Here is a 14,684-nt window from a genome sequence, read left to right on the forward strand (position 1 = left end):
AATAAATGAACAGAAATAAATCGCACCAGAAAATAGCAAACCTAATTTTGTTATGGCTACCGATTGCTAATTTAAACTAATGCTATATGAACTGTCCGACTTCACAAAAGCCGTACGGAATGCTCATGTTGCTACGTGCACATAAGCTCACCGCTTTCACCATATTGCTTTTGTTTTTTCTTCCCACCATTACTTTTTCGCAAACGCTTTCCATCAAAGGAAAAATAACTGATGATGCAGGTATCCCGGTACCGGGTGTAACCATCCAGGAAAAGGGTACTGCTGCCGCAGCCGTTACCGATGCCGCCGGCAATTACATGCTTACGGTTCAACCCAATGCAACGCTGCTGATCAGTCACATTGGCTATCTTACCCAAACTATCCAGGCAGGCAGCCGGTCTGTTATTAACGTTTCACTGGCGCCTGAGGCAACCGGGATGGCCGATGTGGTGGTGATCGGTTATCAAACCGTTCGCCGTAAGGACCTCACCGGTGCTACCGGTGTTGTAAAAATGGAGGATGCAACAAAGATCTCTACCGGTTCTGTGGCGGAACAATTGCAGGGACTGGTGCCCGGTGTTACTGTAAGAAATGGCGGCGCGCCAGGGCAGAATGCTGCTATTGAAATAAGAGGCGTGGGTAGTTTTGGGAATGCCAATCCGCTCTATGTGATCGATGGCATGATCGCAGATGCCAATGTAACCATCAATCCCGATGATATCGCCTCCGTACAGATCCTCAAGGATGCTTCGGCTTCTGCTATTTATGGATCGCGTGCAGGCAACGGGGTCATCTTAATCACCACAAAAAAAGGAAAAAGCGGCGAACCCAGAGTAACTGCTTCCGCTAAATACGGAATTCAACAGCTGCATAAAACCTGGGACATGATGAGTGCGCCGCAATACCTGCAAACGGTAAAGCAGGAATACGCCAATTCCGCCGTGGCGCTGCCAGCAGATGTAACCGCTCAACTGAACAACAATACCATTAACACCGACTGGCAAAAAGCCACCTACCAGCAGGCGGCTTACCAGGATTATAATGCTTCCATTTCAGGAGGTTCGGGCGGCGGTAACTATTATTTATCGGGCGGCTATTACTCCAACGAAGGAACCGTGGCAGGGAACGGTTTTAACCGGGGAAGCATGCGCCTCAATACCGAAGTAAAAAAGGGCATTGTTACGGTAGGCGAAAATATGCTGTTAAGCCTCAGTAATGGTAAGTACCCGGGTGGGGGCGTGAACGCCTTCTACAATTCGGCGCAGATGTTGCCCACTATCATGGTGCAGGGTGATCAATATAAAGATGCCAACCTGTACCCCGCCAATCCCGGCGGCTGGGGACTGGGTTCTTCCAATAATCCAACTTATGCCAACAACTACCTGGCCAATGTAGCGTTGGATAAAGTGAACTTCAGCTACGCAAAAATTGTAGGCAATGCATACCTGGGTGTAAAGTTGACTCCGTGGCTCGACTATAAATTCAATGTGGGTTTGGAAACCAGCTTCGACTATACCAAGGAAGTGCGCGATACAGGCGTGTGGCGCTATACCAACCAGCCGCCGCAAACATTTGTAAGTGAAGGCCGGTCGCGATACGTGAATTTCCTGATGGAGCACACATTAAACTTCAATAAAACTTTCGGGCTGCACGCTATCAACGGGGTAGCGGGTTTTTCCCGGGCCGATCAGGGACGTGACTATACGAATGCTTCCAAAAACCTGTTGCAGGATGTGAACGGAAACTTGTTCACTACCATAGGTTCTGCTTTGGGCGCACCGGCCGCCAGCGGCGGGTTGAACAATAAATGGAGAAACCATGGCTGGCTGGGCCGCGTCAATTACGCCTATGCCGACAAATACCTGCTGACCGTCTCCGGCAGAATTGACCAGGATTCGCGGTTTGGCCCCAATTACCGCACCGGGTATTTCCCTTCCGCCGCATTGGGTTGGAGGATCAGCAAAGAAGACTTCTTTAACGTAGACTGGATAAAAGACCTCAAATTGCGCGGTTCTTATGGCAAACTGGGCTTCAGCGATGTGTTGACTGCCTGGCAGTATATAGGTTATCTCAATACAGATCCACGGGCTATTTACGGCACCGGACAAACGCCCCAGGTAGGGGCTTACCAGGCGGTGATCACCAATCCAAATTTAAGATGGGAAACCCGCCTGCAAACAAACGTGGGCGCCGATGCCCAGTTGTTTAACAATGCATTGGCCGTGTCAGTAGACTGGTACCGCTCGCTCTCAAAAGATGTGCTGGTGCTGGTGCCCCTGCCGCAATACCTGGGCAGCGCGGGCAGCCCTTATGTAAACACAGGTTCTATCCGCAATACCGGCATTGAGATGGCTGTAACCTACAAAAATTATAACCACGCATTGAAATGGGATGTTAGCGGCAATTTCACTACCATCAAAAACAAAGTATTATCGGTAGGAAACCAGGGGGTGGATGTCAACGGACATGCGATCGATTACCTGGAGCCTGCTAATTTCGTCCGCTCACAGGTAGGTCATGCCATGGCATCGTGGTATGTGATTAAAACAGATGGCATCTTTCAGAATCAGGGGGAGATCGACGCCTATAAAAATAAAGCAGGCACCATCATTCAACCGAATGCCAAACCCGGCGATATCCGGTATGTGGATGCCAATGGCGATGGGCTGATCAATGACCAGGACAGAACGTTTGCCGGCTCCCCATGGCCTTCGCTGCAAACCGGTTTACAGTTCAATGCCAGCTATAAAAATTTCTCGCTCAATATGCAACTGGTAGGTGTATTCGGCAATAAGATCTATGACGACGTGCGGCGCGCTATAGATAATTATCAATTGACCAATTTCAGAAAAGACATCAATCCCTGGTCGCCCACCAATCCCGGCGGTACCGATCCCAGGCTGGCGGTAGACAATGGCAACGATCCCACTGTATCGGTAAATAATATGGGCGAAACCAATCGCTGGCTGGAGAACGGTTCCTATGTGCGGCTCCGTAACCTGGAAATAGGGTATTCATTACCGGCTGCCTGGACCAGTAAAATAAAATTCCATACAGCCAGGGTTTTCATCAGTGCACAAAACCTGTTGACCATTACCAAATATAAAGGCCTTGATCCGGATATTTCCAATAGCAACCTGGGCATGCGCGGTCTTGATTCAGGGTTTTGGCCATCCAGCCGCATTTTTTCAGCCGGGGTAAATATCGATCTGTGATCTGCTTTTGCCATATAAAATACTAAGCAATGAAAAAATTTATCATCTTCACCATACTAACGTTGCCGGTCATTTTCAGCGCCTGTAAAAAAGACCTGGAAATTGACAATCCCAATAACCCGACGATCAATAATTTCTGGAAAACGGCTACCGATGCACAAACCGGCGTCAACAGCATTTACAGCACCTTTCACCGCGTGGGGTTTTGCCGTAACCAGTTTTTTATGACCATTGTGCGCTCGGATGAAGGGTTCAGCACCAGTCCCAACTCTACACTGATAAACAATTTTGATGTATTCAATGTAACCAACTATAATTTGTGGGAAGCTACCACGGTTTGGTATGATCTGTATATGGGCATCAACCGGGCCAATCAGGTGTTGGACAATGTGCCGAACATTTCAATGGACAATACCCTGAAAGCGCAATACCTCGGGGAGGCAAAATTCCTGCGGGGATTCTTTTATTACTACCTCGCCACTTTGTGGGGAAATGTACCGGTGCTCTTAAAAACGTCAACGCCTACCGATTATCCGGGCACCACTCAGCAGGCTGATGTGTATGCACAGGCAGAAAAAGATTTCACCGATGCCGCAGCCGCCTTGCCCGAAACCTATGACGGCGCCAATGTGGGGCGCGCTACCAAAGGGGCCGCCTACGGCATGCTGGGTAAATGTTACATGCAAATGCACGACTATGCAAAGGCGCAACAGGCATTCGACTGGCTGATCAATGGCAATGGAAAAAACATCTACCGCCTTGTAACAAACTACCGCGATAATTTCGTGGAAGCTTCGGAAAACAATACTGAATCGGTATTTGAGATCCAGAACGCGGTGAACACTACAGATAACCATGATGATGATACGCAGGGCAATTCAGACAACCTGAACTATGGTACCTCTATACCACCTTTCTTCGCGCCGCGGCCCATTGGGTTTACCGATGGGCAGGCCCGCCGCTGGTGTGTATGGGAGTTCCTGGTGGAGAAAACAAACAGTGGTGGCAGGGACCCGCGCGTGGATGCCAGTTTCCTGTATGATTCCACCGATGTAAGAGGCCCGGATTTCAGCATGATCTATGGACAAAGCTTTTCTTCCCGCAACTATAGCAATGTAAGCGGCGATCCTATTGCCGTGGCCACCACGCATACCGTTTACTTCCGCAAGTTTTTAGATGATGCCATCATTAACTATGAATACTTTCATTCAGGTAACAATTACCGTTACCTTCGGTATGCAGATATCCTGTTGTTGTATGCCGAAGCATTGAATGCGCAGGGGCAAACCACGCAGGCTTATGCCTATGTAGACAAAGTACGGGCAAGAGCGGGGTTACCTACGCTCAGCACCGCAAAGCCAGGCCTTTCGCAATCCCAGTTTCTGGCGCAGCTAAAACATGAGCGCGTAACCGAATTATGCGGCGAAGGACATCGCTGGGAAGACCTGGTAAGGTGGGGTGACCTGAGTACAGCGCTGGCGGCCAGGGACGCAGGCTTTGCCAATTACCAGGACAAATATGCCCTGTTGCCTATTCCACAATATGACAGAGATGTAAACCCGAACCTGAAACAAAATCCGGGATGGTAATTAAATTAAATGTGCAGATGAAAACAATCTTTTTTATTTCCTTTATGGCGCTCATCGCCTGCTCACGCGGCGGGTCGGGTGGAGGAGGCGAACAACCGCCCAAAGCAGATACTACTTTTACCAATCCATTGTTATCGTCAGGGCCCGATCCGTGGGTGCTGCAAAAAGATGGCTATTATTATTTCATGCGTACACTCGGCAACCGGCTGGCCATTTCCAAAACACAATACCTGGATAAATTGTCGAATGCCTCGCCGGTAACGGTTTGGACACCCCCCGCAGGGATGGCCTGGTCAACCGACATCTGGGCGCCCGAGTTGCATTTCGTGAACAATAAATGGTATATTTATTTTGCGGCCGACAGTGCGGGCATCAACAGCACCCACCGCATCTATGTGCTGGAGAATGCGGCGGCCGATCCCATGAATGTCGGCACCTGGGTATTTAAAGGCAAACTGATGGAAACTGCCGACAAGTGGGCCATCGATGCCACCATCTTTACGTATAACGGCAGTAACTATGCGGCCTGGAGCGGCTGGCAGGGGAACAGCGATGGCGAGCAGGATATTTATATTGCAAAAATGCAGGATGCGTATACATTGGGCAGCAGGGTATTGATTTCAAAACCCACCTATCCCTGGGAGAAGATCAGCACCAATGTATTTGTGAACGAAGGGCCCGAAGCCCTGTTCAACAGCAGTGGCAATCTTTTTCTTACGTATTCGGCCAACGGGTGCTGGACAGATGATTATTGTTTAGGCATGCTGACGTTAAAACCCGGCGGCGACCCGCTGAACGCGGCAGACTGGACAAAATCGGCCAACCCTGTTTTTACCAAAAACACCAGTGGAAATGCGTTTGGTCCGGGCCATAACGGGTTCTTTAAATCGCCGGATGGCAAAGAAGACTGGATCATTTACCACGCCAATTCAGCCAGCGGACAGGGATGCGGCGATCAGCGAAACCCCCGGATGCAAAAAGTAGGCTGGAATACTGATGGTACCCCTAACTTTGGCGTTCCTGTAGGAACCGGGGTACAAATTAAAAAACCATCAGGCGAATAAGTTCAAACAAATAACAAGTATGATCAGACGGAAAAATTATCTTGCTTTTATCACCACAGTTCTACTGGTAGCCATCATGACGGCCTGCGGCGGTCCTGCATCGTCGCCCGAAAAAGAAAAGGTTGCTGCAACGGATAGCACCGCAACACGAACAACCTGGAGTGCGCAACAGGCTACCAGCTGGTTTGCCAGCCAGCCCTGGTTTGTGGGGGCGAATTTTTTACCCAGTACGGCCATGAACCAGTTGGAGATGTGGCAAAAAGAAACGTTCGATACCGCAACCATCGATAAAGAATTTGGCTGGGCCGAATCACTGGGCATGAATATCATGCGGGTGTTCCTGCACAACCTGGTTTGGCAAAATGATTCGTCCGGCTTTTATGACCGTATGAATACCCTGCTACAGATTGCCGATAAGCACCATATCAAAATCATGTTTACTATTTTTGATTCGGTCTGGGACCCATTCCCCAAGGCAGGTACGCAGCATGCACCGGTACCGTTTGTGCACAATTCCGGCTGGGTGCAAAGTCCGGGGGAAAACATTTTGAAAGACTCTACGCAATACCCCATGCTGGAAAAATATGTAAAGGCGGTGGTTGGGCATTTTGCCAGTGACTCCCGCATCATTATGTGGGATGTTTGGAATGAGCCGGACAATACCAATGACCCGGCTTATATAAAAGTGGAAATACCCAACAAAGCAGCCGTAGTACTGCCCCTGTTGAAAAAAACATTTGCCTGGGCGCGTGCGGCCAATCCCACCCAGCCGCTTACTTCGGGCATCTGGGCTGGTAACTGGGCGGCAGACAGCACGCTGAAGCCGATGGAAAAAGTGCAGCTGGAAGAATCGGATGTGTTGTCGTTTCACTGTTATGATGATTCGGCGCGGCTGGAACAGAAAATAAATCAATTGCAGCGTTACGGCAAACCGTTATTTTGCACCGAGTATATGGCCAGACCCACTAAAAGCACCTTTCAAAACTGTTTACCCATAGGTAAAAAACATAAAGTGGCCATGATCAACTGGGGTTTTGTAAATGGCAAATCACAGACCATTTTTCCCTGGGACAGCTGGAAAAAAGCTTATCACAGCGAACCGCCGTTGTGGTTCCATGATATTTTCCGGAAGGATGGTACGCCTTATAAAGCGGAAGAAGTAGCGTTTATAAAACAGGAAACAGGAAAATAACTTAAGATAGATTTCAGGATCGGATAATTCACAAACGAGGCTCCCCGATGTATCGGGGGGCTTTTTTTATTACCCGTTAAAACACCCGTTTTGACTTTAGTTGAAAGAAATGGGTGTTTTAACGGTATAATAGGCAATCAAAACACGGTACATTTAGGACGTTATATATATTGGGTTATCGCTAAATATTAATTGAGCCCTGATAATCAGTCTTAAAAATATAGTTTTTGGCTTTAATGCTACGAAGCCACTACTTGACAACATAACTTTTTCGATGGAGAAGGGAAGTGTGTATGCGTTGTTGGGAAGCAATGGCGCGGGTAAGACAACCCTGTTCAATCTCATTACAGGTTTTATCCGGCCGGCCCATGGGGAAATCGTTTTCAATACGGAGAAAATAACTTCGCTTCCGCCCTTTCAAAGAAACCGGATGGGTATAGGAAGGACTTTCCAGCATGTTCGCCTGATCGGCAGATTGACTGTATTGGAAAACCTTATTCTCGCTATGCCAGGCAATAAAACTGATCATTGGGGTAAGGCTCTTCTTCCAGGATTTTTATATCGCGCCAGCTATCGTCCCTTGCAGGAAAAAGCGTATGAATTATGTGAACGCTTTTTTCTCAGCCAGGTAAAGCATGCCCGGATAGCTGAAATATCTTATGGCCAGCAAAAGCTTCTTTCGCTGGCCTGCTGCGTAGCCAATGGTGCATCCATGTTACTGCTGGATGAAGTAGTAGCCGGCATTCAGCCCGAATACCGCAGAAAGATAGCTATGATTATCCGGCAGTTAAAAGAAGAAGGCAAGACTATCTTTTTCATTGAACACAATATTGAGTTCGTGTCGGAGATTGCAGATAGCATATTTTTTCTTCACGAAGGCAAAATCACTGTTTTTAAGAATGTGGAAGTTTTTCGTAAGGATAAGCAAGTGATGGATGCATATACCTGAAAAAAGCATGTTGACAGTATTAAATGTATCGACCGGTTATCAAAAGAAAGAAGTGCTTTCCGGCATTTCTTTCAACATAAACAGAGGGGAAATCGTAATGCTGGCGGGCAGTAATGGCAGTGGTAAGTCCACTTTACTAAAAACCATTTTCGGCATGCTGCCTTTGTGGAGTGAAGGCAAAATAACATTCAATGGAGAGATAATTACCGGCAGCTCGGCGAGCGAATTGCTGAAAAAGGGTTTGTTGTATATACCTCAAAAAAACAACCTTTTTGAAGACCTTACCGTGCGGGAGAACTTACAAATGGCAGGCTTGACGCTTGGCAAGAAAATAGCAAAAGAACGGATAGCCAAAACATTGGCGTCGTTTGACGTATTAGGGAAATTATTGAACAGAACACCGATGAGGCTGAGTGGCGGCGAACGGCAATTACTGGTGTTGGCTATGGCTACGCTTCACCAGCCGGCTATGATCCTGTACGACGAGCCATTTGGTGGTTTGTCTGCACACAACATAACCTTTATTTCTCATCAACTGAAGATGCTGGGCAGAGAAAAAGGTATTACGTTGCTTATCGTGGAGCACCGTGTGCGGGAATGTACTGCTATCGCCGATAGGGTCATCGGTTTAAAGCTCGGCAGGATGTTCAGCGATGTTGCAATTAAGAAAGGGTTTGATATCAACAGCCTGCAGCCTATTTTTTTATAAACAAAAATGTTGAATGATCATGACGGTCAGGAAGTTGTTCTGGGATGATCCTTATCAGACCTCGCTCGTCACTCATGTAAAATCAGTGGAGAACGGGGTGATCACCCTGTTCGAGACCATTGCTTACGCCTTTTCAGGTGGACAGCAATCTGATACAGGTACCATGAACGGATATAAGATCATTACAGCCAGGAAAGAAGGTAAGGAAATTTATTATATACTCGAAGAAGGCCATGCCCTGCAGGCGGGCGATGAGGTTCGTATTGAAATAGACTGGGACGCCAGATACAAACTCATGAAACTTCACTTTGCAGCAGAGATCATTCTTGAGCTTGTCAATCAGCATTTCGGATGTCCGGTAAAGATTGGCGCCAATATTACTACTGAAAAATCAAGACTAGACTTCATCTGGGAGAACAATATTTCGGAAATGTTTCCCTTACTCACAGCTAAAGCAAAAGAAATTATCGATGCCGATCTACCCATAGAAAGCGCTTTTAGTGATCCTGTAAATGAAGTAAGGTACTGGAGAATCGAAGGATTTGGCCAGGTTCCTTGTGGTGGAACGCATATCAAGACAACCGGGGAAATAGGCCCCATCCAGCTGAAGCGCAACCGGCAGGGTAAGAACAAGGAACGCATAGAAATATACCTGACTTAACAACTACCAGACCAGAAACTTTTGAAAGATTAACCCATTTACCATGAAAATACTCAGTAAGTTATGGATCCTGTTTACGCCATCACTTTTACTCACACTTTACTATTCATGTAACGAAGCACCGGCGCAACCAAAAAAATTTATCACCATAGGTGTGGTTGCACCGCTCAGCGGCAACAATGCTTCTTATGGTGATATTCTGCGGCAAGGTTTTGACATGGCCTTCGGGGGAGATTCCTCTATCAGGCTGGATTACCAGGATTCTAAATTCGATCCCACCACGGCGGTATCGGCCACCACCAAGCTGATCGGTGATTCCGTGAAGATCATTTTAGGTGAGGTCGCATCCGGCGTTACTATGGCAATAGCTCCTATTGCAGAAAAAAATAAGGTGGTGCTTTTTACTACCATTTCCTCTACTGACCGTCTACGCACAGCCGGCGATTACATTTTCAGAAATATTCCCCGTAATGAAGTACAGGGCAAAACAGTAGCGGAGTTCATGTATAACCAACTGAAAATACGATCTGCCGCACTTTTTAGCATGAATGATGAGTACGGGGTCAATATTTCCCGAAGCTTTAAAGAAACCTTTACGGCATTGGGCGGTATCATTGCCTTTGAAGGTGCTTTTAAGAAAGGTGACCAGGATTTCAGGACAGCGCTTGCTAAAATCAAAGCCTCCGGTGCGCAAGCTATGTTCATTCCTGGTGATAAAAATGAGCCGGCCATTATTTTGAAACAGGCGAAAGAGCTTGATCTAAATATACCCATTGTAGGTGGCGATGGTTCGTCCAATGCGGATGTGATCGCCATCGCCGGTAACAGTTCAGAAGGTTTCTACTGTTCAAATGTGCTTGTAGACACTACCAGCGCCTACTACCAACAGTACCATAAACAGTTTGTTGATAAATACCACAAAGAGCCTGGCGCCTACGATGCTTACGCCTATGAGGGAGCGATGATTATCCTCGAGGCTGTCCGCAATGCCGGCAACAATGCGGAGAAGGTGAAAGAATATCTGTATACCCACACGTTCCCATCCATGACAGGTCCGCTTAAATTCGACAGGGATGGGGAAGTGGACCGGCTATGGGGTATTTACCGTGTCATCAATGGCAAGTTCACTGAAATAAAATAGCATATGAGGATAGTTCCAGATATACCTGTTAAATACAGCCGGTTTCCCGATAATTATGTGAATGATATCAACGGCTGGGCTTTCGACAGGGCGACTATTGAAGCCAATAAGGGTAAATTGCTTACTCTGGATATTGACTACGGTTCTTACTGTAGCCTGAACTGTCCCGCTTGTTTCCGTAAAAAGAATTCCGTAGATGCCGTGCAGCATGAGCTGCAGTTCGACAACCTGGTTGATGTGATCCTGCAGGCAAAAAAGCTTGGTCTGCGCAGTGTCAAGTTCCTCGGTGCAGGTGATCCATTCGAGAATCGGGGCTTTTTACGTTTCCTGCGTTTCCTTAAAGAACAGGACGTGATTCCTCTGATATTTACCAAAGGACAGACATTGGGGGACGACCTGTCTGTGACCAGGTATTTTGGCGAGTACGGCATCTTTACAGGTCAGCAACTGGCTGAAGAGCTCAATGCCTGTAATGCCAGTATTATGCTCAGTTTTAATTCCTTCGACGATGCCAGGCAAGCCAAACTGGTGGGCCGCACCACCGATTTTATCCATGTAAGAAACCGTGCATTGAAATTGTTGGTAGAAGCGGGGTTCAATAACGGTAACCCCACAAGACTGGCGCTGATCAATAGTCCCGTCACTATCTGGACTATCGATGAGGCGTTGGAAATATACAAATGGGGAAGGTTGCGCAACCTGTATACTGTTGTTACTACCTCAATGGTCAGCGGCCGGGCCAAGGACAAGGTATGGGTAAAGATCACGCCCCCGGAAGAAGAGCTACTGGAACTATATGCCGGTATATACCGGTTCAATATCGAAACCAACCTGCAACGTGCCGACCAGATACGTGCCGAAGGCATTGCAACCTATGCAGGTGCTCATCCATGCAATCAGGTGTCAACCGGCATGTACGTTACTCTAAATGGTAAAGTGCTCAGTTGCCCTGGCTCGGAAGAAAACGTTGAAGGAAATTACTGGGAACGTTCATTGGAAGAGATATGGCTCAATTCAGAAAATTATAAACGTTCCGGTACATTCAACTGTGGGTGTATTGCCAAAGTAGGCAAGTCTATCCCTACAGGTTTTTACGAGCAAGTACTAAATAAAGTATTATGAGTAAGAAACCCTCAATATTACCAGTGTACCTGATCCTGCTGGTCATTGTTGCCACAGTGATAATGCTGATATTTTTTTATGGTAAACAATCGGAGTGGCTCCTTTATTCCATTTTCGTCATATTTGCCTTGCTCGTAGGGTATCAATTGTGGCAATGGCAGCTTTTTATTAAAAGGATGGACGAAAAAGATAACCTGGCAGATCAGATTGAGTTATTGGGAGGTGATATCATTAACAGATTGACTGATTTTAACAGGGAAATGAGGGAAAGGATCAGGGAAACAAACAAGGAATTTGAAGTTAAATTCAATGATGCCCGGGAGGAGTTTATTCAGCGTATGAACAAACTGGACCATAAAAGGGAGATATTTCAAAGCGAGTGGGCTCATTTCAGGGATAAAGAGTGGGCTCATTTCAGGGATGATATTTTAGCAAAAAATATGAGTCTGGTAACTGACCTGCAAAATTCACGGAACCGGGCGCTTAGCTTTCTCGATAAATTTTCCCACTATAAACATATTGCCAAGGCCCTCCAGAAACGACTTGATGAAGATCTTGCGCTCGATGAATACATCGGTAATGGGAAGAAATTGCACGAACATATATACGATGTAAAATACGGGCAGTTTTTGTCGGAACATTTTGTTTATGAGGAAAAAGAAAGAATGGTATCAGAAATTCCATCTTACTATTTCAAAACAATTATCTGGCAAAAATTTATACAGCAGGCCAATTGTTATTACAGTGTTCAGTTGTTATATAAGAAAGATCAGGAGAATATCTATTTAAGTGATGATAAACGGGCGGATGCTGAGATCTATCATCTTTTGCTGAAGACAGAGGAAACAGGTGTTAAGATCCAGAAACTATTTGTACTAAATGATGATCACTTCAATGGGTCGGGCATTTTAAAAGAGTTTGAGCCGTTGAAAAAATACCTGAAGAATTGGCATGATGAAATGAAAAGTAAATACAGTGAGGATGTCCGGCTCATGTACATTCCGAAAAGTAAAGCTGAAGGTATTATGAATGGATGGGGGGATTTGGAGGATATTGGAATTTTTGGGGACATATATGGCATTCAAAGAGCCAATAAGAACGCGAACAGTAATGGTATTTTTAATGATGAGCTGAAGATAGAGTTCTGTTTCGATAAAAATAGAACAGAAGACCAGAAAACAAGGTTTCTCAATTTGATAAAGCGGGCCACTCCGCTTAGTGAACTTTTTACATCAGATAACCAGCCATAATATGCAGCTAGTGTTGAATACATTTTTAACTTTTACACTTTACCTGGTTATTGCCCTGTCGTATTCCCTGATCTACTACGTCACTAAATTCTTTCACCTGGCGCATGGCTGCATCATTACCTGCGGTGCTTATGGGGTTCTTTTTTTCACAACCAGGTGTACTTTCAGTATGCCGTTGGCAATAGCATTGTCTATCGTCGCTGTTACGTTAATCGGCTTGCTATGTGAGATACTGGTTTACCGGCCAATGCGAAAAAAAAAGGTGAGCTCACTTGCTTACCTCATCGCATCGCTGGGCATTTATGTTGTATTGCAGAATACGATAGCGCTTATATTTGGTAACGATGCAAGGATACTTAATAGCAGTGAGGTGAGTATTGGGCATAGGATAGGTCAGGGCTACATTACCACAGTACAAGCCGTGTTGGCAATAGTGTCGCTGCTGTTGTTTCTGTCGGTAACCTGTTTTTTGCGGTATACCCGCACCGGTAAATCTGTAAGAGCGGTGGCCAGTAATCCTGAACTCTGCAATATTTATGGTGTCCGTTCCGGCAGCGTAATCATCATCGCTTTTGGTATAGGTTCTTTCATTGCTGCAATTGTTGGCATATTATCCGCCATGGATACGAGCATGACACCTTCTTTCGGCTTCAACCTGCTGGTGTATGGCATCGTAGCAATGATCGTGGGCGGGGTCGGCAGCACACGTGGATTGATAACAGGCTCTTTGCTGGTTGCCACAGCACAAAATCTGGCGGGGTATTACATCGATACCAAATGGACGGATGCGATCACTTACCTCCTCCTGATCATATTTCTCATATGGCGGCCGCTGGGCTTTAGCGGGCAGTTGTTGAAAAAAGTAGAGCTGTAGATAATTGGTTAACTTTTGTAATCCGAATTCAACGTGGACTATATTTTACACCTGCTTATTCTGATAGCATTCTACGCGTTGTTGGCCCAAAGTCTTAATCTTTCTGCGGGGTTTACGGGTTTAATATCCCTTGCACAGGCAGGTTTTTATGGCATTGGGGCGTATTGCGCAGCCCTGCTTTCCACGCGGTACGGGGTATCCTTCTGGTTAAGTGTACCGGTTGGTATGCTCATTGGCGGGCTTATTGCTTTGCTTATTTCCTTCATTGCCCTGCGAACGGTGGAAGATTATTTTATTATTTGCACGATGGGTATCCAGGTTATCCTGTTCTCACTGATGAATAATCTTTCCGGCCTTACGGGAGGTCCGTTGGGTATTTCAGGCATACCTGCCATTCGTTTGTTTGGGGTAGAGCTTGACGGTAAGGTTTCTTTCCTGCTGTTGTCGCTATGTTTTGTAATAGTGGTCTGGTTCCTGTTGCGGAATATATCCCGCTCTGGCTTCGGCAGGATATTGCGGGCCATCCGGGAAGATGAGATCTATACTCAAAGTATTGGTAAAAATGTATACCAGGCTAAAGTAATTTCTTTCACCCTTACTGCTATGCTGGCTACCATACCCGGAGCTTTGTATGCTCACTATATAACGTACATCGACCCTACTACTTTTACCATGGAGGAGTCCATTTTTATACTTTCGATCGTCATTGTCGGGGGCATGGGAAGCTTGTTGGGAAGCATAGGTGCAGCTGCTTTTATGATCCTTCTGCCGGAGGGTTTACGTTTCCTGGGTATGCCCCATGAAGTGGCTGGTAACCTAAGGGAAATTATTTATGGACTCATCTTAATTATTATTGTTATGACAGGGAGGCTGCAAGGATTGTTATTATGGAAAAGAGGAAGAATAAACAAATAATAC

At 46.3% G+C, this 14,684-nt stretch carries 12 protein-coding genes; all 12 read left to right on the forward strand.

The annotated features are described in order from the left end of the window. The first annotated feature begins 86 nt into the window (after positions 1–86). The 12 genes from NIAKO_RS06395 to NIAKO_RS06450 all read left to right on the forward strand — a co-directional run bounded on the left by NIAKO_RS06395 (position 87) and on the right by NIAKO_RS06450 (position 14,681). Complete coding sequence (locus NIAKO_RS06395) at positions 87–3,215, forward strand: SusC/RagA family TonB-linked outer membrane protein (RefSeq protein ID WP_014217587.1); 3,129 nt, start codon at positions 87–89, stop codon at positions 3,213–3,215. 29 nt (positions 3,216–3,244) lie between these two features. After that, positions 3,245–4,804, forward strand: coding sequence for a RagB/SusD family nutrient uptake outer membrane protein (locus NIAKO_RS06400; RefSeq protein ID WP_014217588.1), 1,560 nt, complete (start codon positions 3,245–3,247; stop codon positions 4,802–4,804). 17 nt (positions 4,805–4,821) lie between these two features. Then, entirely contained in the window at positions 4,822–5,868 is a 1,047-nt protein-coding gene (locus tag NIAKO_RS06405; RefSeq protein ID WP_107685751.1) for a glycoside hydrolase family 43 protein, read from the forward strand. A 19-nt stretch (positions 5,869–5,887) separates the two neighbouring features. Continuing rightward, positions 5,888–7,060 (forward strand): glycoside hydrolase 5 family protein, encoded by a 1,173-nt coding sequence (locus tag NIAKO_RS06410; RefSeq protein WP_014217590.1) that lies wholly within the window; start codon positions 5,888–5,890, stop codon positions 7,058–7,060. A gap of 262 nt (positions 7,061–7,322) precedes the next feature. Further along, complete coding sequence (locus NIAKO_RS06415; protein ID WP_262493762.1) at positions 7,323–8,009, forward strand: ABC transporter ATP-binding protein; 687 nt, start codon at positions 7,323–7,325, stop codon at positions 8,007–8,009. Between the two features lie 7 nt (positions 8,010–8,016). Further along, positions 8,017–8,718 carry an ATP-binding cassette domain-containing protein gene (locus tag NIAKO_RS06420; RefSeq protein WP_049815472.1) on the forward strand — a complete coding sequence of 234 codons (702 nt, stop codon included), beginning with the start codon at positions 8,017–8,019 and terminating at the stop codon, positions 8,716–8,718. A gap of 19 nt (positions 8,719–8,737) precedes the next feature. Then, positions 8,738–9,379 carry an alanyl-tRNA editing protein gene (locus NIAKO_RS06425; RefSeq protein ID WP_041348114.1) on the forward strand — a complete coding sequence of 214 codons (642 nt, stop codon included), beginning with the start codon at positions 8,738–8,740 and terminating at the stop codon, positions 9,377–9,379. A gap of 43 nt (positions 9,380–9,422) precedes the next feature. Next, complete coding sequence (locus tag NIAKO_RS06430) at positions 9,423–10,520, forward strand: ABC transporter substrate-binding protein (RefSeq protein ID WP_014217594.1); 1,098 nt, start codon at positions 9,423–9,425, stop codon at positions 10,518–10,520. A gap of 3 nt (positions 10,521–10,523) precedes the next feature. Further along, positions 10,524–11,642 carry a radical SAM/SPASM domain-containing protein gene (locus tag NIAKO_RS06435; protein WP_014217595.1) on the forward strand — a complete coding sequence of 373 codons (1,119 nt, stop codon included), beginning with the start codon at positions 10,524–10,526 and terminating at the stop codon, positions 11,640–11,642. Continuing rightward, positions 11,639–12,892, forward strand: coding sequence for a hypothetical protein (locus NIAKO_RS06440; RefSeq protein ID WP_014217596.1), 1,254 nt, complete (start codon positions 11,639–11,641; stop codon positions 12,890–12,892). The genes NIAKO_RS06435 and NIAKO_RS06440 overlap by 4 nt, the downstream gene beginning before the upstream one ends. Before the next feature lies 1 nt (position 12,893). Beyond that, positions 12,894–13,766, forward strand: coding sequence for a branched-chain amino acid ABC transporter permease (locus tag NIAKO_RS06445; protein ID WP_041346420.1), 873 nt, complete (start codon positions 12,894–12,896; stop codon positions 13,764–13,766). A 33-nt stretch (positions 13,767–13,799) separates the two neighbouring features. Further along, positions 13,800–14,681: a branched-chain amino acid ABC transporter permease gene (locus NIAKO_RS06450; RefSeq protein WP_014217598.1), complete on the forward strand. Its 882-nt coding sequence runs from the start codon at positions 13,800–13,802 to the stop codon at positions 14,679–14,681. Positions 14,682–14,684: the final 3 nt, after the last annotated feature.

The sequence above is a fragment of the Niastella koreensis GR20-10 genome (assembly GCF_000246855.1).
GTDB lineage: Bacteria > Bacteroidota > Bacteroidia > Chitinophagales > Chitinophagaceae > Niastella > Niastella koreensis.

What these genes read in the sequence shown, in the direction of transcription:
- NIAKO_RS06395 (WP_014217587.1), top strand. Translation starts at nt 87, where the DNA reads ATGAACTGTCCGACTTCACAAAAGCCGTACGGAATGCTCATGTTGCTA.
- NIAKO_RS06400 (WP_014217588.1), top strand. Translation starts at nt 3,245, where the DNA reads ATGAAAAAATTTATCATCTTCACCATACTAACGTTGCCGGTCATTTTC.
- NIAKO_RS06405 (WP_107685751.1), top strand. Translation starts at nt 4,822, where the DNA reads ATGAAAACAATCTTTTTTATTTCCTTTATGGCGCTCATCGCCTGCTCA.
- NIAKO_RS06410 (WP_014217590.1), top strand. Translation starts at nt 5,888, where the DNA reads ATGATCAGACGGAAAAATTATCTTGCTTTTATCACCACAGTTCTACTG.
- NIAKO_RS06420 (WP_049815472.1), top strand. Translation starts at nt 8,017, where the DNA reads ATGTTGACAGTATTAAATGTATCGACCGGTTATCAAAAGAAAGAAGTG.
- NIAKO_RS06425 (WP_041348114.1), top strand. Translation starts at nt 8,738, where the DNA reads ATGACGGTCAGGAAGTTGTTCTGGGATGATCCTTATCAGACCTCGCTC.
- NIAKO_RS06430 (WP_014217594.1), top strand. Translation starts at nt 9,423, where the DNA reads ATGAAAATACTCAGTAAGTTATGGATCCTGTTTACGCCATCACTTTTA.
- NIAKO_RS06435 (WP_014217595.1), top strand. Translation starts at nt 10,524, where the DNA reads ATGAGGATAGTTCCAGATATACCTGTTAAATACAGCCGGTTTCCCGAT.
- NIAKO_RS06440 (WP_014217596.1), top strand. Translation starts at nt 11,639, where the DNA reads ATGAGTAAGAAACCCTCAATATTACCAGTGTACCTGATCCTGCTGGTC.
- NIAKO_RS06445 (WP_041346420.1), top strand. Translation starts at nt 12,894, where the DNA reads ATGCAGCTAGTGTTGAATACATTTTTAACTTTTACACTTTACCTGGTT.